The organism is Bradyrhizobium sp. RT6a (genome assembly GCF_040547675.1).
Classification (GTDB): Bacteria; Pseudomonadota; Alphaproteobacteria; order Rhizobiales; family Xanthobacteraceae; genus Bradyrhizobium.
Window position 1 is genome coordinate 52,892 of record NZ_JBEPQC010000010.1, and the last position, 26,355, is coordinate 79,246.

26 protein-coding genes are annotated in these 26,355 nt (G+C 64.6%); 13 read left to right on the plus strand and 13 right to left on the minus strand.

The window, feature by feature from the left end:
- Nucleotides 1-2: 2 nt before the first annotated feature.
- The 4 genes from ABIC03_RS34110 to zapE all read right to left on the minus strand — a co-directional run bounded on the left by ABIC03_RS34110 (nucleotide 3) and on the right by zapE (nucleotide 4,259).
- Nucleotides 3-482 (minus strand): DUF1579 family protein, encoded by a 480-nt coding sequence (locus ABIC03_RS34110; RefSeq protein WP_354064665.1) that lies wholly within the window; start codon nucleotides 480-482, stop codon nucleotides 3-5.
- A 4-nt stretch (nucleotides 483-486) separates the two neighbouring features.
- The gene (gene sucC / locus ABIC03_RS34115; RefSeq protein ID WP_354064667.1) at nucleotides 487-1,683 is read right to left on the minus strand and encodes an ADP-forming succinate--CoA ligase subunit beta; all 1,197 of its coding nucleotides are present in this window, start codon (nucleotides 1,681-1,683) and stop codon (nucleotides 487-489) included.
- Between the two features lie 219 nt (nucleotides 1,684-1,902).
- Entirely contained in the window at nucleotides 1,903-2,871 is a 969-nt protein-coding gene (gene mdh / locus ABIC03_RS34120) for a malate dehydrogenase (protein ID WP_007598869.1), read from the minus strand.
- A 203-nt stretch (nucleotides 2,872-3,074) separates the two neighbouring features.
- Nucleotides 3,075-4,259 carry a cell division protein ZapE gene (zapE, locus tag ABIC03_RS34125; protein WP_354064670.1) on the minus strand — a complete coding sequence of 395 codons (1,185 nt, stop codon included), beginning with the start codon at nucleotides 4,257-4,259 and terminating at the stop codon, nucleotides 3,075-3,077.
- A 139-nt stretch (nucleotides 4,260-4,398) separates the two neighbouring features.
- Here zapE and ABIC03_RS34130 point away from each other — a divergent pair, with 139 nt between their 5' ends.
- Nucleotides 4,399-4,593 carry a type II toxin-antitoxin system VapB family antitoxin gene (locus ABIC03_RS34130; RefSeq protein WP_502916955.1) on the plus strand — a complete coding sequence of 65 codons (195 nt, stop codon included), beginning with the start codon at nucleotides 4,399-4,401 and terminating at the stop codon, nucleotides 4,591-4,593.
- Between the two features lie 112 nt (nucleotides 4,594-4,705).
- Here the strand turns inward: ABIC03_RS34130 and thpR are convergent, their stop codons facing one another.
- Entirely contained in the window at nucleotides 4,706-5,242 is a 537-nt protein-coding gene (thpR, locus tag ABIC03_RS34135) for an RNA 2',3'-cyclic phosphodiesterase (protein WP_007598862.1), read from the minus strand.
- Nucleotides 5,243-5,415: 173 nt separating this feature from the next.
- A complete protein-coding gene (locus ABIC03_RS34140; RefSeq protein WP_354064672.1) occupies nucleotides 5,416-6,051 on the minus strand; it encodes an arylesterase in 636 nt (211 codons plus the stop codon).
- A gap of 55 nt (nucleotides 6,052-6,106) precedes the next feature.
- On the opposite strand from ABIC03_RS34140, the gene ABIC03_RS34145 reads away from it, so the two are divergent.
- The 4 genes from ABIC03_RS34145 (at nucleotide 6,107) to ABIC03_RS34160 (ending at nucleotide 11,213) form a co-directional block, all read left to right on the plus strand.
- Nucleotides 6,107-6,829: an ABC transporter ATP-binding protein gene (locus ABIC03_RS34145; protein ID WP_354064674.1), complete on the plus strand. Its 723-nt coding sequence runs from the start codon at nucleotides 6,107-6,109 to the stop codon at nucleotides 6,827-6,829.
- Nucleotides 6,826-9,396 carry an ABC transporter permease gene (locus tag ABIC03_RS34150; RefSeq protein ID WP_354064676.1) on the plus strand — a complete coding sequence of 857 codons (2,571 nt, stop codon included), beginning with the start codon at nucleotides 6,826-6,828 and terminating at the stop codon, nucleotides 9,394-9,396. The genes ABIC03_RS34145 and ABIC03_RS34150 overlap by 4 nt, the downstream gene beginning before the upstream one ends.
- A 270-nt stretch (nucleotides 9,397-9,666) precedes the next feature.
- Nucleotides 9,667-10,458 carry a Bax inhibitor-1/YccA family protein gene (locus ABIC03_RS34155; RefSeq protein WP_354064678.1) on the plus strand — a complete coding sequence of 264 codons (792 nt, stop codon included), beginning with the start codon at nucleotides 9,667-9,669 and terminating at the stop codon, nucleotides 10,456-10,458.
- 224 nt (nucleotides 10,459-10,682) lie between these two features.
- Complete coding sequence (locus ABIC03_RS34160) at nucleotides 10,683-11,213, plus strand: GNAT family N-acetyltransferase (RefSeq protein ID WP_354064680.1); 531 nt, start codon at nucleotides 10,683-10,685, stop codon at nucleotides 11,211-11,213.
- A gap of 115 nt (nucleotides 11,214-11,328) precedes the next feature.
- Here ABIC03_RS34160 and ABIC03_RS34165 read toward each other — a convergent pair whose 3' ends face one another.
- The 3 genes from ABIC03_RS34165 to acnA all read right to left on the minus strand — a co-directional run bounded on the left by ABIC03_RS34165 (nucleotide 11,329) and on the right by acnA (nucleotide 15,988).
- Nucleotides 11,329-11,697 (minus strand): DUF2794 domain-containing protein, encoded by a 369-nt coding sequence (locus ABIC03_RS34165; protein ID WP_007598853.1) that lies wholly within the window; start codon nucleotides 11,695-11,697, stop codon nucleotides 11,329-11,331.
- Between the two features lie 559 nt (nucleotides 11,698-12,256).
- The gene (locus tag ABIC03_RS34170; RefSeq protein ID WP_275174204.1) at nucleotides 12,257-13,033 is read right to left on the minus strand and encodes a DUF1223 domain-containing protein; all 777 of its coding nucleotides are present in this window, start codon (nucleotides 13,031-13,033) and stop codon (nucleotides 12,257-12,259) included.
- A 234-nt stretch (nucleotides 13,034-13,267) separates the two neighbouring features.
- Nucleotides 13,268-15,988, minus strand: a complete 2,721-nt coding sequence (gene acnA, locus ABIC03_RS34175) for an aconitate hydratase AcnA (RefSeq protein ID WP_354064683.1) — start codon at nucleotides 15,986-15,988, stop codon at nucleotides 13,268-13,270.
- 243 nt (nucleotides 15,989-16,231) lie between these two features.
- Between acnA and ccmA the strand changes: the two genes are divergently transcribed.
- The 5 genes from ccmA (at nucleotide 16,232) to ABIC03_RS34200 (ending at nucleotide 19,378) form a co-directional block, all read left to right on the plus strand.
- Complete coding sequence (gene ccmA / locus ABIC03_RS34180) at nucleotides 16,232-16,834, plus strand: heme ABC exporter ATP-binding protein CcmA (RefSeq protein WP_354064685.1); 603 nt, start codon at nucleotides 16,232-16,234, stop codon at nucleotides 16,832-16,834.
- Between the two features lie 232 nt (nucleotides 16,835-17,066).
- Nucleotides 17,067-17,735, plus strand: coding sequence for a heme exporter protein CcmB (gene ccmB, locus ABIC03_RS34185; RefSeq protein ID WP_106945554.1), 669 nt, complete (start codon nucleotides 17,067-17,069; stop codon nucleotides 17,733-17,735).
- 91 nt (nucleotides 17,736-17,826) lie between these two features.
- Nucleotides 17,827-18,615 (plus strand): heme ABC transporter permease, encoded by a 789-nt coding sequence (locus ABIC03_RS34190; protein WP_354064687.1) that lies wholly within the window; start codon nucleotides 17,827-17,829, stop codon nucleotides 18,613-18,615.
- On the plus strand, nucleotides 18,612-18,797 hold the full coding sequence (gene ccmD, locus ABIC03_RS34195) for a heme exporter protein CcmD (protein ID WP_354064689.1): 186 nt from the start codon (nucleotides 18,612-18,614) through the stop codon (nucleotides 18,795-18,797). Before ABIC03_RS34190 ends, ccmD begins: the two co-directional genes overlap by 4 nt.
- Nucleotides 18,794-19,378 (plus strand): DsbE family thiol:disulfide interchange protein, encoded by a 585-nt coding sequence (locus ABIC03_RS34200; protein WP_354064691.1) that lies wholly within the window; start codon nucleotides 18,794-18,796, stop codon nucleotides 19,376-19,378. The genes ccmD and ABIC03_RS34200 overlap by 4 nt, the downstream gene beginning before the upstream one ends.
- A gap of 96 nt (nucleotides 19,379-19,474) precedes the next feature.
- Here ABIC03_RS34200 and ABIC03_RS34205 read toward each other — a convergent pair whose 3' ends face one another.
- Nucleotides 19,475-20,077 (minus strand): septation protein A, encoded by a 603-nt coding sequence (locus tag ABIC03_RS34205; protein ID WP_007598838.1) that lies wholly within the window; start codon nucleotides 20,075-20,077, stop codon nucleotides 19,475-19,477.
- Nucleotides 20,078-20,080: 3 nt separating this feature from the next.
- A complete protein-coding gene (gene ftsY, locus ABIC03_RS34210) occupies nucleotides 20,081-21,028 on the minus strand; it encodes a signal recognition particle-docking protein FtsY (protein ID WP_247284929.1) in 948 nt (315 codons plus the stop codon).
- A 60-nt stretch (nucleotides 21,029-21,088) separates the two neighbouring features.
- Here ftsY and ABIC03_RS34215 point away from each other — a divergent pair, with 60 nt between their 5' ends.
- Both ABIC03_RS34215 and ABIC03_RS34220 read left to right on the plus strand, forming a co-directional pair.
- The gene (locus ABIC03_RS34215) at nucleotides 21,089-21,790 is read left to right on the plus strand and encodes an RluA family pseudouridine synthase (RefSeq protein ID WP_354064694.1); all 702 of its coding nucleotides are present in this window, start codon (nucleotides 21,089-21,091) and stop codon (nucleotides 21,788-21,790) included.
- A gap of 116 nt (nucleotides 21,791-21,906) precedes the next feature.
- Entirely contained in the window at nucleotides 21,907-23,016 is a 1,110-nt protein-coding gene (locus ABIC03_RS34220) for a DUF2336 domain-containing protein (protein WP_354064696.1), read from the plus strand.
- Nucleotides 23,017-23,227: 211 nt separating this feature from the next.
- On the opposite strand, the gene mtaB is transcribed toward ABIC03_RS34220, so the two are convergent.
- Complete coding sequence (mtaB, locus tag ABIC03_RS34225) at nucleotides 23,228-24,481, minus strand: tRNA (N(6)-L-threonylcarbamoyladenosine(37)-C(2))-methylthiotransferase MtaB (protein ID WP_354064698.1); 1,254 nt, start codon at nucleotides 24,479-24,481, stop codon at nucleotides 23,228-23,230.
- Entirely contained in the window at nucleotides 24,481-25,356 is an 876-nt protein-coding gene (gene dapF, locus ABIC03_RS34230; RefSeq protein ID WP_354064700.1) for a diaminopimelate epimerase, read from the minus strand. The genes mtaB and dapF overlap by 1 nt, the downstream gene beginning before the upstream one ends.
- Nucleotides 25,357-25,576: 220 nt before the next feature.
- Between dapF and ABIC03_RS34235 the strand changes: the two genes are divergently transcribed.
- A complete protein-coding gene (locus ABIC03_RS34235) occupies nucleotides 25,577-26,350 on the plus strand; it encodes a GyrI-like domain-containing protein (protein ID WP_354064702.1) in 774 nt (257 codons plus the stop codon).
- Nucleotides 26,351-26,355: the final 5 nt, after the last annotated feature.

Here is a 26,355-nt window from a genome sequence, read left to right on the forward strand (position 1 = left end):
GGTCAGTGGATGCGGCGGTAGACGCCGGTGAGCACGTCGGCCCAGCCTTCCGCGTCCGGCGAGAACTGGATCTTCAACGAATAGGAATCGTCGTCGATGATTTCATAGACGTGGCGCGCATTGCCGCGGAGCGAGCCGCGCACCAGCGTCAGGGTCTTGCCGACCCACCCGCCGGAGGCGGGCGAGGGCGGCGTGTAGCCGAGCGAGTCGTACCAGAACAATTTGTAGGTCCGGTCTTCGCGGTCGAAGGTGAAGATGCCGTGGGTGGCGAAGCTCTGCTTGCCGTCGCGGTTCTGGACCGAGTCCTGGATCAGATAGAAGCCATTGAGATCCATGTGGGCCACGACGCGAGAAGTCGCCGTTCCGCCCTCCGTCCACCGCGACGGAAAGACCACCTCTTCGCCATTCCATTCACCGGCGAACGCTGCAAGACGCGCGTGCTCCGGCAGCGGGGATGATGCAGCGAGATGGTCCTGGGTCATGGCCTCAGCCTCCCTTGACAGCCTTCACGATCTTCTGCGCGGCGTCGTCGAGATTGTCGGCCGGCACCACGTTCAGGCCGGACTCACGGATGATCTTCTTGCCCAGCTCGACATTGGTGCCTTCGAGGCGAACCACCAGCGGCACGCTGAGGCCGACCTCGCGCACGGCGGCGGTGACGCCCTCGGCGATCACGTCGCACTTCATGATGCCACCGAAGATGTTGACCAGAATGCCCTTCACGTTGGGATCCGCGGTGATGATCTTGAAGGCGGCCGCGACCTTTTCCTTGCTGGCGCTGCCGCCGACGTCGAGGAAGTTCGCCGGCGCCATGCCGTAGAGCTTGATGATGTCCATCGTCGCCATCGCGAGGCCGGCGCCGTTGACCATGCAGCCGATATTGCCGTCGAGGGTGACGTAGTTGAGGTCGTATTTCGACGCCTCGATTTCCTTGGCGTCTTCCTCGGTCTCGTCGCGCAGCGCGAGCACCTCGGGGTGACGGAACAGGGCGTTGTCGTCGAACGACACCTTGGCGTCGAGCACGCGGAGCTGACCCTGCTTGGTCACGACCAGCGGGTTGATCTCCAGCATCGACATGTCCTTGGCGACGAACGCCGCGTAGAGCTGCGCGGTGAGCTTCTCGGCCTGCTTGGCGAGATCGCCGGAGAGTTTCAGCGCGTTCGCGACGGTGCGGCCGTGATGGCCCATGATGCCGGTTGCGGGATCGATCGAGAAGGTCACGATCTTCTCAGGCGTGTTGTGCGCGACGTCCTCGATGTTGACGCCGCCCTCGGTCGACACCACGAAGGAGACGCGGGAGGTCTCGCGGTCGACCAGAAGCGAGAGGTAAAATTCCTTGTCGATGTCGGAGCCGTCCTCGATGTAAAGGCGGTTGACCTGCTTGCCGGCGGGGCCGGTCTGGATGGTGACGAGCGTGGCACCGAGCATCTGCTTGGCGAATTCGGAAACCTCCGCGGCCGACTTGGCGATGCGCACACCGCCCTTGTCGCCGGCCGAGGCTTCCTTGAACTTGCCCTTGCCGCGGCCGCCGGCGTGGATCTGGCTCTTCACGACCCAGACCGGGCCCGGGAGAGCCTTTGCCGCCGCGTCCGCATCGGCCGCCTTCAGGACCGGAACGCCCTTGGAGATCGCGACACCGAACTCGTTCAGCAGCGCTTTGGCCTGATATTCATGGATATTCATTTAGTCGCTCCCTGAACCCGCGGGCGGTGACCTCGTAGGCCCACCTCAGTCTTGTGGCTGGCATACCATATACCACAGTAACTGCAACCCGGATTCTCTGACATCGATCTCTGGACTGCCGATCCGGAACCCGCCAACCCTCAACAAGAGTTGCAGCGGGGGCCCGGAAGTGAAACCGCCGAAGACCGGGTTTTCGATCTTCGGCGGAATGTTGTGACCTTAGCGGCCCAGAAGGTCGGGTGCGATCTTCTTGCAGGCGTCAACCAGACCCTGCACTGCGCCGACCGACTTGTCGAAGGCTTCGCGGTCCTTGCCGACGAGCTCGATCTCGACGACGCGCTCGACACCCTTGGAGCCGATTACGACGGGCACGCCGACATACATGTCCTTCACGCCGTATTCGCCGTTCAGGTAGGCGGCCGAGGCCAGCACGCGCTTCTTGTCACGCAGATAGCTCTCGGCCATCGCGATCGCGGAAGCCGCCGGCGCGTAGAAGGCCGAGCCGGTCTTGAGCAGATTGACGATCTCGGCGCCGCCGTTGCGGGTGCGGTCGACGATCTCGTCGAGGCGCGCCTGCGAGGTCCAGCCCATCTTGACGAGATCGGGCAGCGGGATGCCAGCGACGGTGGAGTATTTTACCAGCGGCACCATGGTGTCGCCATGGCCGCCCAGCACGAAGGCGGTGACGTCTTCGACCGAAACGTTGAACTCGTCGGCCAGGAAGTAGCGGAAGCGCGACGAATCCAGCACGCCGGCCATGCCGACGACCTTCTTGTGCGGCAGGCCGCTAGCCTTCTGCAGCGCCCAGACCATCGCGTCGAGCGGGTTGGTGATGCAGATGACGAAAGCGTCGGGGGCGTATTTCTTGATGCCGGCGCCGACCTGCTCCATGACCTTGAGGTTGATGGAGAGCAGGTCGTCGCGGCTCATGCCGGGCTTGCGCGGCACGCCGGCGGTGACGATGCAGACCTTTGCGTTGTCGAGCGCCTCGTAGGAGTTCGCGCCGGTATAGTGCGCGTCAAAGCCGTCGACCGGCGAGGACTGTGCGATGTCGAGCGCCTTGCCCTGCGGCACGCCCTCGGCGATGTCGAACATCACCACGTCGCCCAGCTCTTTCAGGCCGATGAGATGAGCCAGCGTTCCGCCGATCTGACCGGAGCCAATCAAAGCAATCTTGTCGCGCGCCATGTGAACCTGTCCTTTAGACACGTAAGGAGGGGAAAACTGAGACGGGTGGTTATCCCTTTCGCCTCCCCCGTTCAAGTCACGGGTTGCCCAATTGTCGGGCTTGCCGCGTATTCAAGCGCAAGCTCGTCATTCCGGGGCTTGGGGAAGCGCCGAGCCTGGAATGACAGCGCTGGCAAATAGGACTTAAGTCTCCACCAGACCCTTTAAGTCTCAACCAAACCTTTGGTCGAGCCGCTGGCAGTGGAATCCTTGCGGCCGTGGGGCAGCGCCAGATAGGATTCCGAGCTCATTTCGATCAGGCGCGAGGCGGTGCGCTTGAACTCGTTGGCCTCGTTGCCTTCGTTGGCAAGATAGAGCGAGATCGGGTTGGCATCGGCCGAGGCCATCAGCTTCACGGCATTGTCATAGAGCGTGTCGATCAGCGTGATGAAACGCTTGGCGGCGTTGCGCTGAGAGATGTCCATCACTGGAATATGGTCGACCAGGATGGTGTGATAGTCGTGCGCCAGCCTGAGATAGTCGGATGCCCCGAGCGGCTTCTCGCATAGATCGGCGAACGCGAAGCGCGCCACGCCGTGGGCCGAGCACGGCACGTGCAGGATGCGGCCCTTGATCGAAATATCGCGCGACTTGCATTTGGCGCTGCCTGACATCTTCGACCAGGCGCGGTCGAGCGCGGTGTCCGCCTCGGTGTCTGCCGGTGTCAGCCACATCGGCACGCCCTGAAGCTTTTCCAGCCGGAAGTCGGTGCGCGCGTCGAGCCGCAGCACGTCCATGTGGTCGGTGATCTGCCTGATGAAGGGCAGGAACAGCGAACGATTCAGACCGCCCTTGTAGAGGTCGTCAGGCGCGACGTTGGAGGTCGCCACCACCACGGTGCCGAGCTCCAGCAGCTTTGCGAACAGGCGGCCGAGGATCATCGCGTCCGCGATGTCGGTGACGTGGAATTCGTCGAAACAGAGCAGCCAACTCTCCTCGAAGATCGCATGCGCGGTCAGCGCGATGACGTCGCCGTCGGCGATCTCGCCGCGCGCGATGCCCTGGCGATAATCGTAGATGCGCTCGTGCACATCGGCCATGAATTCGTGGAAATGCGCGCGCCGCTTGTGCTCGACGGTCGAGTGCTGGAAGAACAGATCCATCAGCATGGTCTTGCCGCGGCCGACCTCGCCATGGACGTAGAGCCCGTGCGGCGCCTCGTCCTTGTCGCTGCTGAACAGGCGGCTGAGCAGGCCCTGCTTGCGCGCCGGCTTGTAATCGGCGAGCCGCTGGTCGAGCGCCGCATAGGCGTCGGCGATTTCAGCCTGGGCAGCGTCGGGCTCGATCGCGCCGGACGCGATCTGGGCCTGATAGGCCTCGCGGAATGAGGAACTGGGGGTCGAGAGCATGCTCTTTACCGCCAGAGATGAGCGGAAATTGCAACTCCGTATTGGCGCAAGGGGCGTATGCGCTTACCCTCATACATGTGGGTGTGGGCGGATGATTGAGATATCAGTAAAGTAAAGCGGCTACTTTGTGGCTCCTGACATGGCTCTTGATATCGAAGACCCCGAGACCGAGCATCTCGCATGCAGGCTGGCGCAACTCACCGGCGAGACCGTTGTGGTCGCGACGAAGCGAGCTATCGAGGAGCGGCTTAACCGTATCGACAATCTCACCGCAAGACTGCTCTATTGGACGATATGGCTGCGATCCGCCAACGCTGGAGCGAACTGCCGGTGATAACCGACCAGACGGCAGACGAAATCGTTGCCTATGACAAACACGGATTGCCACTCTGAGCGCGATAGACGCTACCGGTCGACGCGCCAGGGCCTCGGCTTGTTAGCCAAGCTCACTCACACAGCTCGTACGCGTCCTCGACCACATACGGGCCGCCGCCGGTGGAGGCGCGGGACGAGAACAGCACGAAACGTTCGGCCGTGAACGCCTTGCTGGGAAAATAGCCGCGCAGCGACAGATAATCGGCGACGTCACGGTCGGTGGCGTCGTGGAGCCGGGCCAGCGTGACATGCGGGATGAACTTGCGACCCTCAGGATCGAGGCCGATCCGCTGCATCAGGCGCTCGAGCTCGGCTTGCAATTCCATCAGCGGCTTGCTCGGCACGATGGTGGCGACCACCGCGCGCGGCTTGCGTCCGCCGAAACTCTGCAAGCCCTGCACCTTCACCTCGAACGGCTTGCGGTCAACGCGAAACAGCATCGAGGCGATTTCGTTGGCGGACATGCCGTCGATATTGCCGATGAAGCGCAGTGTGACGTGGTAATTTTCGGGATCGATCCAGCGGGCGCCGGGAAGGCCGCCCCGCAAATTGGAAAGCGACTGGCCAATCTCGGCCGGAATTTCCAGACCAGTGAACAAACGCGGCATCGTTTCGCACTCCCGATGCTTGGGCATAATCCAGGGAAAGATCATATCCAAATTTTAGAGCCGGCGACGAATCACCGGTACCTCAATTCCTATCGCAGTTGTGTGACTCTGCGAAGCATCGCGCGCCTTACTCCGGTAAAACCCTGGGAATTACGGTTAGCGTTGCCTGCTTTTCAACGCCGTTGCTCAGCTATGGTGCCAAGGAATGCCTCAACCGTGGGCAAGATATTCCTGACGATGATGTCGACGCCGGGCGCGGTCGGATGAATGCCGTCGGCCTGGTTGAGCTTGGCATCGGCCGCGACACCGTCGAGAAAAAACGGATAGAGCGGCACGCCGTATTTTTTCGCCAAATCCGGATAAATCGAATTGAAGCGCGCGGCATAGTCCGCGCCGTAGTTCGGCGGCGCCAGCATGCCGCACAGCATCACCGCGATCTTGCGCGCCTTGAGACGCTGGACGATCTCGGTGAGCGCAGCGCGCGTCAAATCGGGATCGATGCCGCGCAGCGCATCGTTGGCGCCGAGCTCGATGATCACACCGTCGGTTCCGTCAGGGACCGACCAGTCGAGCCGGTCACGGCCCCCCGAGGAGGTGTCGCCGGACACCCCGGCATTGGTCATGCCGACCTCTATCCCTTTGTCTTGTAAAGATTTTTGAAGTTTTGCGGGGAACGCCTCCTGGGTCGGGAGGCCGAGGCCTGCGCTCAGGGAATCGCCGAGAACCACCAGCTTGATCGGTTTCGCCGCCTCGGCCCATGCCGGATTTGCGACCGTCATCAAAGCGAACATCAACACGGCTATGTGCATGAACAATCCGTAACGCCTCTCGACCGCGCGTGCGGAGTTGCCATATGACCGGACCATGGACACTCGCATCTCTTCCTCTTCGCTCGCCGACAGTTCGGCGGACACCATCGCCATCTCCAACGTCAATCTGTCATTGGGTACGGGCGCGGCACGCGTTCACATTCTCAAGGATATCAGCTTGCGCGTCGGCCGGAGCGAAACGATCGGCCTGATCGGCCCGTCAGGCTCGGGCAAATCCACGCTGCTGATGGTGATGGCGGGGCTGGAGCGTCCTGATAGCGGAGAGGTGGTGGTCAGCGGCACGCCTTTCAATGCCCTCGACGAGGACGCGCTGGCCCGCTTCCGCGGCCGCCAGGTCGGCATCGTCTTCCAGTCCTTCCATTTGATCCCGACCATGACCGCGCTGGAGAACGTCGCGGTGCCGCTCGAGCTTGCAGGCAATCCCGACGCCGCCAGGCGCGCGGCGGAGGAGCTGCAATCGGTCGGCCTTGGCGACCGTCTGCATCATTATCCGACGCAGCTCTCCGGCGGCGAGCAGCAGCGCGTCGCGTTGGCCCGCGCGCTGGCACCCGATCCCGCGATCCTCGTTGCCGACGAGCCGACCGGCAATCTCGACGAAGCCACCGGACAACAGATCGTCGACCTCCTGTTCAGCAAGCATGCCGAGCGCGGCATGACGCTGGTGCTGGTCACGCACGATTCCTCGCTCGCGCATCGCTGCGATCGCGTGATCCGCCTGCGCTCCGGGCGCATCGACACGCAGTCGGCGCCGGCATGAGCATTGCTGCCGAACCGTTCGCGAAGCCCAACGGCGTCGCGCTGTCGCTGCGCTACGCGCTGCGCGAATTGCGCGGCGGCCTGCGCGGCTTCTACGTCTTCATTGCCTGCATCGCGCTCGGCGTGATGGCCATCGCCGGTGTCGGCTCGGTGTCGGCGAGCCTGAGCGACGGCCTCGCCCGCGAGGGCCGTACGCTGCTCGGCGGCGACGTATCGTTCGTCTTGTTTCAGCGCGAGGCGAAGCCGGAGGAAGTCGCCTTCCTGCGTTCGCGCGGCACTGTCTCGAGCGCCGCCACTCTGCGCGGAATGGCGCGCTCGGCCGAGGGCAAGCTGGCGCTGGTCGAGATGAAGGCGGTCGACGGCACCTATCCGATGCTGGGCCAGTTGACGCTGGCGCCACCGCTGCCGATGTCCGACCTGCTCGCGGAGCGCGACGGCGCGTTCGGCGCAGCCGCCGATCCGACGCTGCTGACGCGGCTATCGCTCAAGACCGGCGATCGCGTCACCGTCGGGGCTGCGACGTTCCAGATCCGCAGCGCCGTCGAAGCCGAGCCCGACAAGCTCGCCGGCGGCATCGGCTTCGGCCCGCGCTTCCTGATCAGCGAAGCGGGCCTGCGCGCCACCGGGCTGGTCCAGCCCGGCAGCCTGGTGCGCTGGGTCTACCGGGTGAAGCTGCCGGAGATCGCCAACGGCGAGCGCGCCACCGACGCCTTCATTGCGGATTCGCGCAACGCCGCGCCGCAGGCCGGCTGGGAGGTCCGCAGCCGCTCCAATGCCTCGCCGCAGCTCGAGCGCAACATCAACCGCTTCACGCAGTTCCTGACGCTGGTCGGCCTCGCCGCGCTGCTGGTCGGCGGTGTCGGCGTCGCCAATGCCGTCAAGGCCCATATCGACCACAAGCTCGAGGTGATCGCGGCCTTCAAGGCGGTCGGCGCCACCGGGCGCGACGTGTTCGGCATCTATCTCGCCCAGGTTCTCCTGCTCGCCGCGATTGGGTCGCTGATCGGGCTCGCGCTCGGCGCCGCCATGCCCTTCGCGATCGTCGGCCTGTTCGGCAAGCTGCTGCCGCTGCCGGTGGTGCCGGCGGTGCATGCCGACGAGCTTGCGCTGTCGTTCGTCTACGGGCTGCTCACCGCGCTTGCCTTCGGCCTGTGGCCGCTCGGGCGGGTACACGACGTGCCGGTGGCCGCGCTGTTCCGCGACACCATCAGCTCCGAATGGCATCGGCCACGCTGGAGCTATCTCGTCTTCATGGCCGTCGTGATCGCGCTGCTCATCGCGGTCGTGATTGGGCTCTCCTTCGACAAGCGCATCGCCGCGGTGTTCGTGGCCTCCTCCGTGGTCGTGTTCGCGCTGCTGCGCGGCATTGCCGCCCTGCTGATGACGATCGCACGGCGACTGCCGCGCACGCGGTGGCCGATGCTGCGACTTGCGATCGCCAACATTCACCGGCCGGGCGCGCTGACGCCCTCGGTCGTGCTCTCGCTCGGGCTCGGACTCGCCGTGCTCGTCACCATCACCCAGATCGACGGCAATCTGCGCCGGCAGTTCCTGGCGGCGCTGCCCGAGCACGCGCCATCGTTCTTCTTCATCGACATTCCGAGCACGCAGGCCGAGCAGTTCGACTCCTATCTGCGCCAGCTCGCCCCTGGCGCGAAGGTCGATGACGTGCCGATGCTGCGCGGGCGGATCGTCGGAGCCCGTGGCGTCCGCGCCGAGGAGCTCAAGCCCAGCACCGATTCCGAGTGGGTGCTGCAGAGCGACCGTGGCCTGACCTATACCGCCGATCTGCCGAAGGGCTCCAAGGTGGTCGAGGGCGAGTGGTGGAGCGCCGATTATTCCGGCCCGCCGCTGGTTTCGATGGAGAAGAAGATCGCGGACGGACTCGGCCTCAAGCTCGGCGACGAGGTCGTGGTCAATATCCTCGGCCGCGACATCCCCGCCAAGATCAGCAATCTGCGCACCATCGACTGGCAGGGCCTCGGCATCAATTTCGTCCTGGTGTTCTCGCCGAACGCCTTCAAGGGCGCCCCGCACACCCACATCGCGACGCTGACGGAAGCCGGAGGCGATGCGGCCGGCGACGGCAAGATCATCAAGGAGGTCGCTGACGCCTATCCGATGGTGACGAGCGTGCGCGTGCGCGAGGTGATGGAGACGGTCGGCTCGGTCGTGACCAACCTTGCGCTGGCGATCCGCGGCGCCAGCGCGGTGACCCTGATCTCGGCGATCCTGGTGTTGGGCGGCGCGCTCGCCGCCGGCCATCGGCACAGGGTCTACGATGCGGTGATCCTCAAGACCCTGGGCGCGACCCGGCTGCGGCTGCTCGGCGCCTATGCGCTCGAATACCTCCTGATCGGGCTCGCCACCGCGGTGTTCGGCGTTTTCGCCGGCAGCGTCGCGGCCTGGATGATCGTGACCCGGCTGATGACCCTCACTTTCGTCTGGCAGGGGGGCAGCGCAGCCGGCGTGGTCGCGGCTGCTTTGGTCGTCACGGTCGGGCTCGGGCTCGCCGGCACGCTCCTGGCGTTGAACAAAAAGCCCGCCACGGTGTTGCGGAATTTGTGACAAATGGTAGCGGGCGGCTGCGCGGGAGCGAAATCGCACGATTCCAGCGATTAACCACGTCTGCTCGCCAGGATTGCGGGCGAGGGCGACATTCAGCCGCGCGTGGAAGGTTGCAGCGGATGTGTTAGTTTCCCACATATCGAGTGGGTTCGGAGTCCCGATTGTTAGCCAAAATTTAGTCGGCAGACGTCGGTATCCGAGATAGAATTTGACGAACCGGCGGCATGGCGACCCTCATGCCGGACCGGACCAACCAACGGGAATTCGACCATGTCGGACCTAGACCGCAATTACGCTTCTCCTTTCGGCAGGGCCGCCGGGCGTGTTGACGCCGCGACGGTCGATGCCGGCCTGCGCGCTTACATGCTGCGCATCTACAACTACATGAGCATCGGCCTGGCCATCACCGGCCTTGCCGCGCTCGGCGTCTACATGGCCGCCGTGACTGACGTTCCGACCCCGGAAGCCGTCCGCGTCGGCAAGCTGTTCCTGACGCCGTTCGGCTACGCGATGTTCGTCAGCCCCCTGAAGTGGCTGTTCATGCTCGCGCCGCTCGCCATGGTGTTCGTGATCTCGGCAGGCATCAACCGTCTCGCTCCCTCGACCGCCCAGATCCTGTTCTGGGTGTTCGCGGCGCTGATGGGCATCTCGCTGTCCTCGATCTTCCTGGTGTTCACACACACCTCGATCGTGCGGGTGTTCTTCATCACCGCGGCGACCTTCGGCGCGCTCAGCCTCTACGGTTACACCACCAAGCGTGACATGAGCGGAATGGGTTCGTTCCTGTTCATGGGCCTGATCGGCACCGTCATCGCCAGCCTGGTGAACCTGTTCCTGGCGAGCTCGGTGCTGCAGTTCGTGGTGTCGGTGGTCGGCGTGCTGGTGTTCGCGGGCCTCACCGCCTGGGATACCCAGCGGCTGAAGAACGACTACATCTACGGCTACGCCTCGGCCGGGGGTGACATCGCAGAGCGTGCGGCCATCACCGGCGCGCTGTCGCTGTACCTGAACTTCATCAACCTGTTCACGCTGCTCCTGCAGCTCCTCGGCCAGCGCGACTAAGCGCCAGCCCAGAGCGAACGACACCAGCCCCGGCCGAAAGGCCGGGGTTTTTGTTTGGCCGTGATGTTCCCTCAACCACCGTCATTGCGAGGAGCTCTTGCGACGAAGCAATCCAGAGTCCCTCCACGGACGCATTTCTGAATTGCTTCGCTTCGCTCGCAATGACGACGTGGGAAGGCCGTTCGCCTCTTCCAGCCGTCCCGGGAAGGCTCTAATCTTGGCCCATGTCCGCACCCGATATCAGGCCTACTCTTGAGGCCGACCTTCCCGCCATCACCGCCATCTACCAGCAGGCTGTTCGCGAGGGCACCGCGACGTTCGAGCTGGAGCCGCCCGACCTCGCCGAGATGACGCGCCGCTACCGCACGCTGATCGACGGCGGCTATCCCTATTTCGTCGCCATCCTCGACGGGCGCGTCGCCGGTTACGCCTATGCCGGCGCCTACCGGCCGCGGCCGGCCTACCGCTTCACGGTCGAGAACTCGATCTATCTCGATCCAGCATTCCACCGCCGCGGCATCGGGGCGCTCCTGCTGGAGCGGCTGATCGTCGAATGCGAGGCGCGCGGCTTCCGCCAGATGATCGCGGTGATCGGCGATTCCGCCAATGCGGGTTCGATCGGCGTGCACACCAGGGCCGGCTTCAAGATGATCGGCACGCATCCCAGCGTCGGGCTGAAATTCGGCCGCTGGCTCGACACGGTGATGATGCAGCGGGATCTTGGTGAGGGCGCGGGTACGGTGCCGGGGAAGTAGGGGCTACCGTTATTCCGGGGCGCGCGCAGCGCGACCCGGAATCCAGAAGTTGTGGGCGAACAATATCAAGATTCCGGGTTCGCGACTTCGTCGCGCCCCGGAATGACGGGGGTGCTCACACCACCGCCAACTTGCGATCGATCACCAGGAGCACGCGCTCCAGCTCGTGGCCGCGGCGCAGGATCAGACCCGTCGCCGAGATCACGCTGTACATGCCCTGCTTGCGCGCGAGGCGCGGATCCTTTTCGATACGATAGATCGGCACTTCCGAGGCGCGGCGAAAGACCGAGAACACGGCGCGATCCCTGAGGAAGTCGATGGCGTAGTCGCGCCACTCGCCGTCCGCGACCATCCGGCCGTAGAGATTGAGAATACGGTGCAGCTCGAGCCGGTTGAACGTCACGCGGCTCAGCTGCGCATTTGAAGCGGCGGGGCGCGCCGCCGCGCGCTGTTCGCTCGGATCGGCATCCTCCGACAGACTCATAGGCCGCCTCCTGTCGCATCAGCATGACCGCGTCCGCGAAGACCGTCCCCGGAACCGCGGATCATGACAGTTGCATGATCGCGCCAACTGTTCCCCACTGCAAGGCCCCTCGAATCAGAAGCAATCCGCCCACACGCACCGGTGGAACTCTATCGCGGCAAACCGTCACGGGATCGTTAGCAGGAATCATAGTGTCGCCGCTTTTCCGCCAAGCGACTGCCGCCCTGCATTGCGAAAAGAAGGATGTGCGTTGACCCGGTCCTTTCGGTTCCGGATTCCTCAGCCCCCAGCCCCCCGGGGCCGTCAGGATCGGGTCTGTTCGCACGACAAGGAGGGCCAACGCGAGTTGGTCCTTTTTTGTTTGGGTCGGGATGTTGCTGTCTCGACGGATATCTCACCATCTCAGTACAAACTCTCTCTCCTCATCCTCAGGAGCCGCGAAGCGGCGTCTCGAAGGATCGAGGCCGAGCTGTATCAGCGGGGACGAGACGGCGCTGACGCGCCTCCTCACCATGAGGATTGAGAGTGCGCTTGAGTCGGAAGATTCGATGTGTGCGCGTCAGTGCAGCGACGTATACGCCGCGCCCAGCATCGGGCCTGGCTTTTCCCGGCTGCCGTCCTGGACATAGACCACGGCACCGTCGACGCCGTCACGCGTGAGGTTCTCGATCGGCACCGTCCAGCTTTCCGGACGGCCGGTCCAGTCGCCGACCTTGAGCAGGTTGCGCACCACGTTGTGATAGATGACCTGCTGTCCGCGATTTTCGCCGCGGCTGATCGCGATCGGCACCGACTTCGCGATCGAGCAGATCCAGACCTCGCCGTGGGACGCCGTCGGCTCCTTGCTCGCGGCCACCGAGACGTTGATCTGCTTGCCCGCGAGCGACATTGTCACCGGCACACTCATCACGCCCGTGCCCTTGTCGGTCCTGCCGATCGCGCTTTCGATGCCGGTGCGGTCGCTGCCGACGACATGAGTGGAGCCGTTGACCACGACCTGCGGCGTGTAGACTTCGCGGTCGCCGCGCATGCGCGAATAGGCACGCTGCCGTGCAGAGAAGCGCGAATCGGCCAATGTGTCCTTCCAGCCGAGATAGTCCCAATAATCGATCGGCATGCTCAGCGCGATGATCGAGGGATCGCGGGAGAGGTCGCCGATGATCTTGTCGGCCGGCGGGCAGGAGGAGCAGCCCTGCGAGGTAAACAATTCGACAACGGCGCGGGGATCAGCCTCGGCAGGACGAATGACGGCGACGATCGCACAGAGACCAAGAGCTCCCGACCAGAGGGCGCCGGACCAGCGTGAAACCAGATGAGAAGCCGTCATTGTTGTCATGTCGAACGCCGCACACCATTGCTCGTGAGAGGGAAATCTTACCGCCGGATGGTCACCGTAGTCTTACAGGCCTCGCACATTCGTCCGCCAAAACACCGTCCAAAGCGTGAGGTTTCTCAGCAGGGCGGGGCCCATCTGAAGCCTACCGCGAACGCACGAAGGCGGCCTGTGATAGGCCGCCTTCGTGTAACCTACTACTCACTTCGCAGTGAGCCACCGTTCACAAATCCGCGCTTACGCCGCGAGCTTGCGCAGCACGTAGTGCAGGATGCCGCCGTTGCGGTAATATTCGAGCTCGTCCAGCGTATCGATGCGGCAGAGCAGCGAAACGCGCTGCAGCGAACCGTCGCCGGAGACGATCTCCGCGGTCAGCTTCTGGCGCGGCTTGAGGTCGCCGACGAGGCCGCGCAGCGTGACCTTCTCGTCGCCCTTCAGACCGAGCGACGACCAGGAGGTGCCGTCCTCGAAGGTCAGCGGCAGCACACCCATGCCGACCAGGTTGGAGCGGTGGATGCGCTCGAAGCTCTGGCAGATCACGGCGCGCACGCCGAGCAGACGCGTGCCCTTCGCGGCCCAGTCGCGCGAGGAGCCGTTGCCGTATTCGGCGCCGGCGAACACCACCAGCGGCACCTGCTCCTGCTGGTACTTCATCGCGGCGTCGTAAATCGACATCTGCTCGCCGTCGGGCCAGTGCTTGGTGAGGCCGCCTTCCGGAATATTGCCGTCGGCGCCCTTCAGCATGAAGTTCTTGATGCGGATGTTGGCGAAGGTGCCCCGCATCATGACTTCGTGGTTGCCGCGCCGCGTGCCGTACTGGTTGAAGTCGGCCGGACGCACCTGGTGCTCGCTGAGATATTTGCCCGCGGGCGAGGTGAGCTTGATCGAACCGGCCGGCGAGATGTGGTCGGTCGTGATCTTGTCGCCGAACATGGCGAGGATGCGGGCCTCGACGATGTCGGTGACCGGCTCCGGCTCCTTCTTCATGCCTTCGAAATAGGGCGGGTTCTGCACATAGGTCGAGCTCATGTTCCAGCGATAGGTCTCGCTTTCGACCGTCTTGATCTTGCGCCAATTGGTGTCGCCCTTGAACACGTCGGCATATTTCTTCTTGAAGATCGCCGCGGTCACGAACTTCTTCATGAAGGCGTTGATCTCCTTCGTCGTCGGCCAGATGTCCTTCAGGTAGACCGGCTTGCCGTCCTTGCCTTCACCGAGCGGTTCGACCGCGAGATTCTTGGTGACGCTGCCTGCGAGCGCGTGGGCGACCACGAGCGGCGGCGAGGCCAGATAGTTCGCCTGCACGTCCGGCGAGACGCGGCCTTCGAAGTTGCGGTTACCGGAGAGCACGGCAGCCGCGACGATGCCGTTGTCGTTGATCGACTTCGAGATCTCCTCGGGCAGCGGACCGGAATTACCGATGCAGGTGGTGCAGCCGAAGCCGACCAGGTTGAAGCCGACCTTGTCGAGATCGGCCTGCAGGCCGGAATCGGCGAGATAGGCCGCCACCACCTGGCTGCCCGGAGCGAGCGAGGTCTTCACCCACGGCTTTGCCTTGAGGCCCTTCGCAGCGGCGTTGCGCGCCAGCAGACCGGCGCCGATCAGCACGCTCGGGTTCGAAGTGTTGGTGCAGGAGGTGATCGCGGCGATGACGACGTCGCCATGGCCGATGTCGAAGTTCTTGCCGTCCACGGCAAAGCGCTTCGCCGGCTCCTCGGCCTTCTTGTATTCGGTGGCGAGGGCGAGCGAGAAGCCTTCGGCCACGGACGGCAGCGCAATGCGGCCCTCAGGGCGCTTCGGGCCGGCCATCGACGGCACGACATCACCGAGGTCGAGCGTCAGCGTCTCCGTGAACACCGGATCGGGCGACTTGGCGGTGCGGAACAGCCCTTGCGCCTTCGCATAGGCCTGCACCAGCGCGACGCGCGCCGAGGCGCGGCCGGAGGTCTTGAGATAATCGAGCGCGGCGGCATCGACCGGGAAGAAGCCGCAGGTCGCGCCATATTCGGGCGCCATGTTGGCAATGGTCGCCTTGTCGGCGACCGAGAGATGGTCGAGGCCGGGGCCGAAGAACTCGACGAACTTGCCGACCACGCCGAGCTTGCGCAGCATCTGCGTCACGGTCAGCACGAGGTCGGTCGCGGTGACGCCTTCCTTCATCGCGCCCTTCAGCTTGAAGCCGACGACGTTGGGCAGCAGCATCGACAGCGGCTGGCCGAGCATGCAGGCTTCCGCCTCGATGCCGCCGACACCCCAGCCGAGTACGGCGAGACCGTTGACCATGGTGGTGTGGGAATCGGTGCCGACCAGCGAGTCGGGATAGGCGACCTCGAAGGTGCCGGTCTTCTTGCCGACCGTCATCTTCTCCTTCTTGGTCCAGACCGTCTGGGAGAGATATTCGAGATTGACCTGGTGGCAGATGCCGGTGCCGGGCGGCACGACGGAGAAGTTCGAGAACGCCTTCTGGCCCCATTTCAGGAACTCGTAGCGCTCTTGGTTCTGCTTGTATTCCTCGGTGACGTTCTTGCCGAAGGCCTTGTTGTCACCGAAGAAGTTCACGATCACGGAGTGGTCGATGACGAGGTCGACCGGCACCAGCGGATTGATCTTCTCGGCATCGCCGCCGAGCTTCTGCATCGCATTGCGCATCGCGGCGAGATCGACCACGGCGGGCACGCCGGTGAAGTCCTGCATCAGCACGCGCGCCGGGCGGAAGGCAATCTCATGCTCCAGCGACTTCTTGCGCAGCCACTTCGACACCGCGACGATGTCTGCCTTCTTGACCGAGCGGCCGTCCTCGTTGCGGAGCAGGTTCTCGAGCAAAACCTTCATCGAGTAGGGGAGTTTCGAAATTCCCTTCAGACCATTCTTCTCGGCCGTGGGCAGGCTGTAATAGACATAGGTCTTGGCGCCGACCTTGAGGGTCTTTTTGCATTTGAAGCTGTCGAGCGAGGTCATGTAGGAAATCCCAATTGTTAGTTATACCCGGCAAGGGGTATTTTAACACCGTCAGCGGAGCAGGCTGGGCCGCTTGCAGAGGCAGGTTGAGTTGCTGCATCAAGTAGTTCCGGGCTTATAGAAGCTTTCTAACCGCGCCGCCACAGCCACAATCGCGCCGCGGCAATCCGCGAGCCAAAAATTCCCATGCGCTACCCCAAGTTTTCCTGAGGCCTGGCTTTGAGCGGATCGATACGAGGCAAGATGCAGCTTTCCGGACGCGGGGTCATTTGCGTGCGGGGCGGGCGCGAGGTGTTTTCCGGGCTCGATTTCGAGGCCGGCTCCGGCGAAGCCGTGGCGGTCGTCGGCCGCAACGGATCGGGCAAGACGTCGCTGCTGCGGCTGATCGCGGGCCTGCTCGTTCCGGCGGGCGGCACGATCGCGCTGGACGGAGGCGACGCCGAGCTGACTTTGCCGGAGCAATGCCACTATCTCGGCCATCGCGACGCCCTGAAGCCGGCCCTGAGCGTGGCGGAGAATCTGACATTCTGGGCCGATTTTCTGGGCGGCGAGCGTTTCGAGGCCGGCGAGAGCCTCGCCACCGTCGGGCTCGACCATGCCGCCGATTTGCCAGCGGCCTTCCTGTCCGCCGGCCAACGCCGCCGGCTCTCGCTGGCCCGCCTGCTGACCGTCCGCCGGCCGGTCTGGCTATTGGACGAGCCGACCACGGCGCTGGATGTCGCCGGACAGGACATGTTTTCCGGATTGATGCGCGAGCACTTGGCGCGCGGCGGCCTGATCGTCGCTGCCACCCACGCCCCGCTCGGGATCGATTCGCGGGAGCTGCGGATCGGAGGGATGGCGTGATTCCGGTGGACCATCAGTTTTCCAAGCGGCCGGGTGCCGCTCTCGCACCCAGGACGCAGTCGTCGCCGCGGGCGCCCTCGCCTCTCCCGCTTGCGGGAGAGGTCGGCGCGCAGCGCCGGGTGAGGGTTCTCTCCTCTGGGGGAATCTTCGTTGTCGAGACACCCTCTCCCCAACCCTCCCCCGCAAGCGGGGGAGGGAGCGCACCGTGCCTGAGGCACAATGGGAGCCCCCCATGACCGCCCTGTCCGCCCTCATTCGCCGGGACATCCGGATCGCGCTTCGCGTTGGCGGCGGGGCGTTGATTGGCGTGCTGTTCTTCCTGACCGTGGTGGTGCTGATGCCTTTTGCGGTGGGGCCGGATCTGGCGCTGCTGTCGCGGCTCGGGCCGGCGATCCTGTGGCTGGGGGCGCTGCTGGCGAGCCTGCTGACCCTGGACCGGCTGTTCATGGCCGACCACGAGGACGGCTCGCTCGACCTGATCACGATGAGTCGGACGCCGCTGGAACTCGCCTGCGCGGCAAAGGCGCTGGCGCATTGGCTGGCGGCGGGCCTGCCGCTGATCGTCGCAACCCCCGTGCTCGGCCTGCTGCTCAACCTCGACATGGTCGCAACCGGCGCTGTGGCGCTGACGCTGCTCGCCGGCACCCCGGCACTGACGTTTACCGGGATGATCGGTGCGGCGCTGGCGGTGACGCTGCATCGTGGCGGCCTGCTGATGGCGGTCCTGGTGCTGCCGCTGTCGATCCCGGTGCTGATTTTCGGCGTCGCGGCCTCGCAGGCGGCGATCGTCGGACCCATGACCTTCGGCGCGCCGTTCTCGATCCTCTGCGCGCTGTCGCTGGTCAGCCTCGTGATCGGTCCCTTCGCGGCTGCGGCGAGCCTGAAGCATGGACTGGACTGAGATGGACTGGATTGACCTTGACCCCGATCAACTTTCGCTGCGGACTTTCGTGCTGATTGCGTGAGCGCTTACCTGTGATTATCAGGATACCATGACACTGATCGACCTTGCCAACCCGACACGGTTCCTCGCGCTGACGGGGCGGCTCTTGCCGTGGCTTGCGGCTGCGACAATCATCCTGCTCACGATCGGGCTCTATCAGTCCGCCACCGCGCCCGACGACTATCAGCAGGGCGCGACGGTGAAGATCATGTTCATCCACGTGCCCAATGCTTGGCTGTCGATGTTCGTGTGGGGCGTGATGAGCATCGCTTCGCTGGGCACGCTGGTGTGGCGGCATCCGCTCGCCGACGTCGCCGCCAAGGCGGCAGCGCCGATCGGCGCCGCCTTCACCTTCCTTGCGCTGCTGACGGGCTCGCTGTGGGGCCGGCCGATGTGGGGCACCTATTGGGAATGGGACGCGCGGCTGACCTCGGTGCTGATCCTGTTCCTGATGTATCTCGGCCTGATGGCGCTGTGGCGCGCGGTCGACGAGCCCTCCCGCGCGGCGCGCGCCGCCGCCGTGCTGACCCTGGTCGGCGCGATCAACCTGCCCATCATCAAGTTCTCGGTCGATTGGTGGAACACGCTGCACCAGCCGGCCTCGGTGATGCGGATGGGCGGCTCGTCGCTCGACAAATCGTTCCTGATTCCGCTGCTGGTGATGGCGGTCGGATTCACCCTGCTGTTCGTCACGCTGCATATCGCGGCGATGCGCAACGAAATTTTGCGCCGGCGCGTGCGATCTCTGCAGATGATGCAGGCGAGCCGTGTGGCGTTTTCAGAAGTCGGTATCAGTTCGCGTGAAGACAGCACGTCAAAAGAAGTTGGGGCTGCATGATCATGTCGCTCGGCCCCTACGCGTCTTTCATCGTGACATCCTATGCCGCGGCCGCGCTCGTGGTCGTGCTCCTGATCGGCTGGATCGTGCTCGATTATCGCAGCCAGACACAGCGCCTGCGCGAGCTCGAGCGCAGCGGCGTGACCCGCCGCTCCGGCCGTAGCGCGACGGATCGGCCATGAGCGATCAATCGACCTCAGCTCCGCCGCAGCGCCGCACCTTCCTGATGGTGCTGCCGTTGATTGCCTTCATCGGCCTGGCGCTGCTGTTCTGGTTCCGGCTCGGCAGCGGCGATCCCTCGCGGATTCCTTCCGCGCTGATCGGACGCCCCGCGCCGCAAACCATGCTGCCGCCGCTCGAGGGATTGCAGGCCGACAACGCGCAGATCCCCGGCCTCGATCCCGCTGCGTTCAAGGGCAAGGTCAGCCTCGTCAATGTCTGGGCGTCCTGGTGCGTGCCATGCCACGACGAGGCGCCGCTCCTGACCGAATTGGCAAAAGACAAGCGCTTCCAGCTCGTCGGCATCAACTACAAGGATGCCGCCGACAATGCGCGGCGCTTCCTGGGGCGCTACGGCAACCCGTTCGGCCACGTCGGCGTCGATGCCAACGGCCGCGCCTCGATCGAATGGGGCGTCTATGGCGTGCCGGAGACTTTCGTCGTCGGCCGCGAAGGCACCATCGTCTACAAGCTGGTGGGACCGATCACGCCGGACAATCTGCGGACGGTGTTGTTGCCCCAGATGGAGAAGGCGTTGAAATAGCCACCGTCATTCCGGGGCGATGCGACAGCATCGAACCGGGAATCTCGAGATTCCGGGTTCACGCTTCGCGTGCCCCGGAATAACTCCAACCACTTCTTACCCCTTCCGCACGTCGCCCGCCTCGGCCTCGCTGGCTTCCAGCGACGCCGGCTCGAGGTGATAACGCTTGGTCAGCGGCATCTGGGCGATGGCGAAGATCATGGTGATCGGCGTGACGCCGAACACCTTGAAGTTCACCCAGAAGTCAGTGCTCTGGGTGCGCCAGACGATCTCGTTCAACACCGCCATGCCGGCGAAGAACAGCGCCCAGCGCAGCGTCAGGATGCGCCAGCCCTGCGGCGTCAGATTGAACATCTGGTCGAACATGACCGCGATGAAGGAGCGGCCGAACAACAGGCCGCCGCCGAGGATCGCGGCGAATAAAGCGTAGATGATGGTCGGCTTGAGCTTGATGAAGGTCTCGTCGTGCAGCACCAAGGTCAGCGTGCCGAACACCAGCACGATGACGCCTGTCACGATCGCCATGATCGGAATGTGGCGCGTCACCACATAGGAGGCGATCATCGCCGCGACGATCGCGACCATGAAGGCGCCGGTTGCCGCGAACAGATTGAACTTCGCATTCACGAAGAAGAACACGAGCAGCGGGCCGAGCTCGGTCGCAAGCTTGAACAGCGGGTGCGGCTGGGTCTTGTCCATTCTTCAGCTTTCGATTCCGGCGATGGCGCGGGCGAAATCGCGCGCGGTGAACGGCGCGAGATCGTCGACGCCTTCGCCGACGCCGATGAAGTGCACCGGCAATTTGAATTTTTCGGCAAGCGCCACCAAGATGCCGCCGCGGGCGGTGCCGTCGAGCTTCGTCATCACGAGACCGGTGACCCCGGCGGTGCGATGGAAGGCCTCGACCTGCGACAGCGCGTTCTGGCCGACGGTGGCGTCCAGCACGAGCAGCACCGCATGCGGCGCTGTCGCGTCCACCTTGCGGATGACGCGCACGACCTTTTCGAGCTCGTTCATCAGCTCGGCCTTGTTCTGAAGCCGCCCGGCGGTGTCGATCAGGAGCACGTCGATCGCCTGCTCCTTCGCGGCCGTCAGCGCGTTGAAGGCGAGGCTCGCCGAATCCGAGCCTTGCGCACCTGATATGACGGGCGTCCTGGTGCGCTCGCCCCAGACCTTGAGCTGCTCGATCGCTGCTGCGCGAAACGTGTCGCCGGCCGCCAGCATCACCTTGCGGCCTTCGGACGCGAATTTTTGCGAGAGTTTCCCGATGGTGGTGGTCTTGCCGGAGCCGTTGACGCCGACCACGAGGATGACGAACGGCTTCTTGCCGGCGTCGATCTCGAGCGGCTTGGCCACCGCCGCCAGCACCTTCTCGACCTCGGTCGCGACGACGTCCTTGACCTCGTCCGCCGAGATCGCCTTGTCGTAGCGTCCCGTGCCGACGGCGTCCGCGATCCGCACCGCGACCGAGGTGCCGAGGTCGGCGCGCAGCAGCACGTCCTCGATGTCGTCGAGCATGGCGCGGTCGAGCTTGCGCTTGGTGACGAGGTCGGCGACCGCGGTCCCGAGCGAGGACGAGGTGCGCTTCAGCCCGTCGGACAGGCGGCGCCACCAGCTCAGCTTGGGGGTCTCGGGGGTGGTATCGTTCATGGTGGCGGTGTGTTAGCCGTTCCGGCTCGCAAACGAAAGTCTTGACCGAAAGTCCTGCAATTGCTCGATGTTCCCGAATTGACCGCCGAGGAAATCCTGGCGCGCGTGCTCCATCGCGACGGATTGATGCTGGTCATCGACAAGCCGGCCGGCCTGCCGGTGCATCGCGGACCCAAGGGCGGCGCCAATCTGGAAACCTCCTTCGACGCGCTCCGTTTCGGCTTGCCGCGGCCGCCGGTGCTGGCCCACCGGCTGGACAAGGACACCTCCGGTTGCCTCGTGCTCGGCCGCCATCGCAAGGCGACGGCCTCGCTCGGCCTGCTGTTCAAGCATGGCAAGATCGGCAAGATCTACTGGACCATCGTCGAGGGCGGCCCCACTGAGGACGAAGGCACCATCGATATGCCGCTCGGCCGGCTGAACGCCGAACGCGGCTGGTGGCAGAAGCCCGATCCCGAGGGCCAGAAGGCCATCACCAACTGGAAGGTGATGGGCCGGGGCGACGGCCTGACCTGGCTCGCCATGGAACCGGTGACTGGGCGGACCCATCAATTGCGGGTGCATTCGTCCGCGACCGGCTGGCCGATCTTTGGCGATAACATTTACGGCAACGGCCCGCGCTTCGGCGAGCCGAAGCTGCACCTGCATTCCCGCGAGATCGTGGTGCCGATCTCCCGGAACAAGGAGCCGGTCCGCGTGGTGGCGCCCGCCCCGCCCCACATGCACGAGCGGCTCCGCGCCTGCGGGTGGAATGGAGAATAGTGACCGAGCCTGCTCGGTCCTGGGGCATGGTTTACGAAACGTTCAGTGCTCGTCTCTAATGATAGCGGTTGCTTAGAACAAGCTTCCGTCAATCTGCTCAGGACGAGCTGCGCGTCATGTCCACGGCCGAATTATCGATCATCGACGAGGTCGAGTCCGCGCTTCGGACAGGCTCGGCGGAAAAGGGCCTGGCGACCGCCCGCCGCGTCACCGACCTGTTCCTGTCCTCCGCCGGCAGTTTCGACGACGAGCAGATCGCGCTGTTCGACGACGTGCTCGATCGCCTGATCGGCACCATCGAGCTCCGGGCCATCGCCGACCTGGGCGCGCGCGTAGCGCTCGCCGAGATCAGCGCGCAGCTCGCGCCGATCGCGCAGGCGCCGCCCTCGGTCATCCGCCGCCTCGCCAACAATGACGAGATCCGCATCGCCGGTCCCGTGCTGCAGGAATCCGCGCGCCTCGACGACGGCGCGCTGGTGCAGATCGCCTCGAGCAAGGGCGAGCCGCATCTGCTCGCGGTCGCAGGACGCTGGTGGCTGAAGGAGATCGTCACCGATGCATTGCTGGCGCGGCGCTATCCCAGCGTCAGCCGGCGGCTCGCCGCCAATCCCGGCGCGCGCGTGTCCGGAAACGGATTTGGCGTTATCGTCGGACAGGCCGAGGCCGATCCCGAACTCGCTGTCAGCGTCGGCGTCCGCGTCGATCTGCCGTCGGACCTGCGCCGTCAATTGCTGCGCTCGGCAAGCGATGCCGTGCGGACCCGCCTGTTGTCGCGCGCGCCGCCGCATCTGTTCGAGGAGATCCAGACCGCGATCGCCGCCGTCACCGTCGGTGTCGAGCGCGAGATGTCGGGTGTCCGCGATTTCGAAGGTGCCAAGCGCGCCGTCGCAGGCCTCAAGGCGACCGGCCAGCTCAGCGAGGCGACGCTGCTCGGCTTCGCCACGCAGCGGCGCTATGAAGAAGCGGTGGCCGCATTGGCGGCATTGTCGGGATCGACCGTCGAAGTGATCCGCCCGCTGATGCAAAGCCTGCGCGAGGACGGCCTGCTGGTGCCGTGCAAGGCGGCGCAGCTTAGCTGGGAAACCACCGCTGCCGTGCTTCAGAGCCGCTTTGCGACCGGCGCGATGAAGCCGGCCGATATCGCAAGGGCTCAAAGCCATTACGCGCGCATGACCCCGGAGAATGCGCGGCGGACGCTGCGGTTCTGGCAGGTGCGGGCGTTGTAGGCTGTTTGGGGCGCGCTGCTTCTCCACCCTCGGTGTCGTCCCGGCGAAGGCCGGGACCCATAACCACAGGGAGAAGTTTGGCAACGACGGTCCGTTACTCTGCTTGGTTGGGACAAGCACCGCGGATCACCGATAGATCACGCGGTATGGGTCCCGGCCTTCGCCGGGACGACGCTGGAGGTACAGCGCGTCATCACTCGCCGCAACGAGGCTAAGCAGTCAGTCGCTCGCCATCATTGTCGACGATCCTGACCGGCACCACACTCCCCATACGCTCGCCCGCAATCGCCACCGGCAGATAATGCTCCGTGCGTCCCTGCCCGTCGCTCTCGATCAGCACCTCACGCGTGGCGCCGATCTCGGCTTGCAGCCGCCGCAGAAGCGCGGCCTCACCGGTCGCACGTAGCCGCTTCGCCCGCTCCTTGATTGCACCGCCCGCGACCTGCGGCATCCGTGCGGCCGGCGTGCCGGGACGCGGCGAATAGGGGAAGACGTGGAGGAACGTCAGGCCGCATTCCCAGACCAGATCGAGCGAACGCGAGAACATCGCCTCGGTCTCGGTCGGAAAGCCCGCAATGATGTCGGCCCCCAGCGCGATATCCGGGCGCAGGCGACGGACCTGGTCGCAGAACGCGATTGCGTCGCCACGCGTATGCCGCCGCTTCATGCGCTTCAAGATCATGTCGTCGCCGGACTGCAGCGACAGGTGCAGATGCGGCATCAGCCGCGAGTCCTCGGCGATTGCATCCAAGAGATCGCTGTCTGCCTCGATCGAATCGATCGAGGAGATGCGCAGGCGCTTCAACTCCGGCACATGCCGCAAGATCTGCTTCGTCAGCATGCCAAGCTTGGGCGCGCCCGGCAGGTCCGAGCCGTAACTGGTGAGGTCGACGCCGGTCAGCACGATCTCGGCATGGCCGCGCTCGACCAATGCCCGCACCTGATCGACTACTGCGCCCATCGGCACCGAGCGCGAATTGCCGCGCCCGAACGGAATGATGCAGAAGGTGCAGCGATGGTCGCAGCCGTTCTGCACCTGCACGAACACGCGCGGCAGGCCGCTCGCAAAGCCGTCGATGAGATGCGGCGCCATCTCCTTCACCGCCATGATGTCGCTGACGGCGATTTTTTCGCTGGCACCGAGATCGAACGCCACACGCGCCTCGCGCCATGCGGACGACCGCATCTTGTCGTCATTGCCGACGACGCGATCGACCTCGGCCATCCCGGCGAACATGCCGCTTTGCGTCTGCGCGGCGCAACCGGTGACGACGATGCGCGCTCCCGGCCGCTCGCGCTTCAGCTTGCGGATCGACTGCCTCGCCTGCGCCACCGCCTCGTTGGTGACGGCGCAGCTGTTGATGACGATGGTGTCGGAGAGCCCCGCGCCCTCGGCCTCGCGGCGGATCACCTCGGCCTCGAAGGCATTGAGGCGGCAGCCGAAGGTGACGATGTCGACGGTCATTACCCAACCGGCGCGAACAGCGCCGGATCGAAATTGCCTTCATATTCGAAGGTCGCCGTGCCCGTCATCAGCACGTGATCGTCGCGCTCGCGCCATTCGATCCCGAGCTTGCCGCCAGGCAGCGTGATCTCGACATTGCGCTCGGCGCGCTTCAGCCGCGCCGCCGCAACCGCCGTGGCACATGCGGCCGAGCCGCAGGCCCTGGTCAGGCCGGCGCCGCGCTCCCAGGTGCGGATCGTGATGTGCTGGGGATCGACGATACGGGCGAGCGTGATGTTGGCGCGCTCGGGGAAGATCGGGTGGTTTTCCAGCAGCGGACCGAAACGCTCGAGGTCGTAGGCATTGACGTCATCGACCCAGAAGATCGCATGCGGATTGCCCATGCTGACCACCGAGGGCGAATGCAGGATCGGATTGTCGATCGGGCCGATCTGCAATTCGATGTAGCGGGTGTCGCGGAATTCCTGGTCGAGCGGAATGTCTTGCCAGGCGAATTTTGGCGCGCCCATGTCCACCGTATAAAGATCCGGCGCCGGACCCTGCCAGGCATTGAGCAGGCCCGCGGCCGTCTCGAACGTCGCATTGGTCTGGCCGGTCTTCTCGAAGATGCGGCGCACGACGCAGCGCATGCCGTTGCCGCAGGCGCCTGCCTCGGAGCCGTCACTGTTGTAGATGCTGATGAAAGCTTCGGTGCCGTCGAAGCGCGGCTTCTGCAGCACCATGAGCTGGTCGTAGGACACGCCGCCCTTAGCAGATGCCACCGCACGGGCATCATCCGGGGTGACCTTTGAGGTGGAATCGCGCATATCGACAACGACGATTTCGTTGCCGATGCCGTTCATCTTGGCAAATGCGTGGTTGGCCAGCGCGCTCATGAAAATTCCCGAATTTCGCCTGCCTTATATGGCGATCCTTGGCCCTCTTGGCCAGTGATTTGCCGACAAGAGCCAGGACGCTGCCATGACGCATCTGTCATGGGACGAATTCGGCGCTCGCGTGTTAGAACGGCGAAATTCGCGCGATCCGGGACATGCGGCCGGGTTAAGGCTTCGGGGACGTAAGGCCTTGGCGGATAAGCTATTGGGGAGAATAAAAATGTTCAGGTTTCGTCGTCTCGCTTTGGCCGCGCTGATCCCGGCAGCCGCCTTGTCGTTTAGTCTGTCCGCCACGCTGGCCCAAACGCCGAGCCCGGCGCCGGCCGCATCAGCGAGCCCCTCGCCGGCCCCGTCGGCTTCGCCCGCCCCCGCGGCAAGTGCCTCACCCGCACCCGTGGCCACGCCCTCGCCTGCGGCAAGCGCCTCGCCAGGCCCTGCAACGTCCCCTGCAACCTCGCCCGCTGCCAGTGCCTCACCCAGCCCCGCCGCCCCACCGCCCGCTGCGGCCGCGACGCCGGCTCCCGTGCAGACGGCCGATCCCTTCGGCCAGGAGACCACGCTCGAGCCCAAGAAGGTCGTGATGGTCAAGGGCACTGCCAATTGGGACTCGGCCTTCGACACGCTGATCGACGCCTTCAAGGCGCTGAACACGCTTCTGGACAAGCAGGGCATCAAGCCCGCCGGCAATTCGATGATCGTCTACACCTCGACCGACGATACCGGCTTCACCTTCCTTGCCGAGATCCCGGTCGAGCAGGACCCGAAGAACCTGCCCAAGGACATGAGCGTCGGCAAATCGCCCGAGGGCAAGGCGCTGAAATTCGTCCATCGCGGCTCCTACGACAACATGGACAACACCTACGAGGCGATCACCAATCACCTCGACGACAAGAAGCTGGAAGCCAAGGACACCTTCATCGAGGAATACCTCACCGATCCCCTGAGGACGGCCGAGGACAAGCTCGTGATCAATGTTTTCGTGCCGCTGAAGTGAGACCG

Coding starts and splice junctions, on each gene's coding strand:
- ccmA (WP_354064685.1), top strand. CDS start 16,232: ATGCAGCTTTCCGGACGCGGGGTCATTTGCGTGCGGGGCGGGCGCGAG.
- ABIC03_RS34170 (WP_275174204.1), bottom strand. CDS start 13,033: ATGACAACAATGACGGCTTCTCATCTGGTTTCACGCTGGTCCGGCGCC.
- ABIC03_RS34110 (WP_354064665.1), bottom strand. CDS start 482: ATGACCCAGGACCATCTCGCTGCATCATCCCCGCTGCCGGAGCACGCG.
- ABIC03_RS34190 (WP_354064687.1), top strand. CDS start 17,827: ATGACACTGATCGACCTTGCCAACCCGACACGGTTCCTCGCGCTGACG.
- ABIC03_RS34155 (WP_354064678.1), top strand. CDS start 9,667: ATGTCGGACCTAGACCGCAATTACGCTTCTCCTTTCGGCAGGGCCGCC.
- mdh (WP_007598869.1), bottom strand. CDS start 2,871: ATGGCGCGCGACAAGATTGCTTTGATTGGCTCCGGTCAGATCGGCGGA.
- ABIC03_RS34165 (WP_007598853.1), bottom strand. CDS start 11,697: ATGAGTCTGTCGGAGGATGCCGATCCGAGCGAACAGCGCGCGGCGGCG.
- ftsY (WP_247284929.1), bottom strand. CDS start 21,028: ATGAACGATACCACCCCCGAGACCCCCAAGCTGAGCTGGTGGCGCCGC.
- thpR (WP_007598862.1), bottom strand. CDS start 5,242: ATGCCGCGTTTGTTCACTGGTCTGGAAATTCCGGCCGAGATTGGCCAG.
- ABIC03_RS34145 (WP_354064674.1), top strand. CDS start 6,107: ATGGACACTCGCATCTCTTCCTCTTCGCTCGCCGACAGTTCGGCGGAC.
- ABIC03_RS34205 (WP_007598838.1), bottom strand. CDS start 20,077: ATGGACAAGACCCAGCCGCACCCGCTGTTCAAGCTTGCGACCGAGCTC.
- ccmD (WP_354064689.1), top strand. CDS start 18,612: ATGATCATGTCGCTCGGCCCCTACGCGTCTTTCATCGTGACATCCTAT.
- ABIC03_RS34150 (WP_354064676.1), top strand. CDS start 6,826: ATGAGCATTGCTGCCGAACCGTTCGCGAAGCCCAACGGCGTCGCGCTG.
- acnA (WP_354064683.1), bottom strand. CDS start 15,988: ATGACCTCGCTCGACAGCTTCAAATGCAAAAAGACCCTCAAGGTCGGC.
- ABIC03_RS34130 (WP_502916955.1), top strand. CDS start 4,399: ATGGCTCTTGATATCGAAGACCCCGAGACCGAGCATCTCGCATGCAGG.
- ccmB (WP_106945554.1), top strand. CDS start 17,067: ATGACCGCCCTGTCCGCCCTCATTCGCCGGGACATCCGGATCGCGCTT.
- mtaB (WP_354064698.1), bottom strand. CDS start 24,481: ATGACCGTCGACATCGTCACCTTCGGCTGCCGCCTCAATGCCTTCGAG.
- ABIC03_RS34160 (WP_354064680.1), top strand. CDS start 10,683: ATGTCCGCACCCGATATCAGGCCTACTCTTGAGGCCGACCTTCCCGCC.
- ABIC03_RS34140 (WP_354064672.1), bottom strand. CDS start 6,051: ATGCACATAGCCGTGTTGATGTTCGCTTTGATGACGGTCGCAAATCCG.
- dapF (WP_354064700.1), bottom strand. CDS start 25,356: ATGAGCGCGCTGGCCAACCACGCATTTGCCAAGATGAACGGCATCGGC.
- zapE (WP_354064670.1), bottom strand. CDS start 4,259: ATGCTCTCGACCCCCAGTTCCTCATTCCGCGAGGCCTATCAGGCCCAG.
- ABIC03_RS34200 (WP_354064691.1), top strand. CDS start 18,794: ATGAGCGATCAATCGACCTCAGCTCCGCCGCAGCGCCGCACCTTCCTG.
- ABIC03_RS34220 (WP_354064696.1), top strand. CDS start 21,907: ATGTCCACGGCCGAATTATCGATCATCGACGAGGTCGAGTCCGCGCTT.
- ABIC03_RS34235 (WP_354064702.1), top strand. CDS start 25,577: ATGTTCAGGTTTCGTCGTCTCGCTTTGGCCGCGCTGATCCCGGCAGCC.
- sucC (WP_354064667.1), bottom strand. CDS start 1,683: ATGAATATCCATGAATATCAGGCCAAAGCGCTGCTGAACGAGTTCGGT.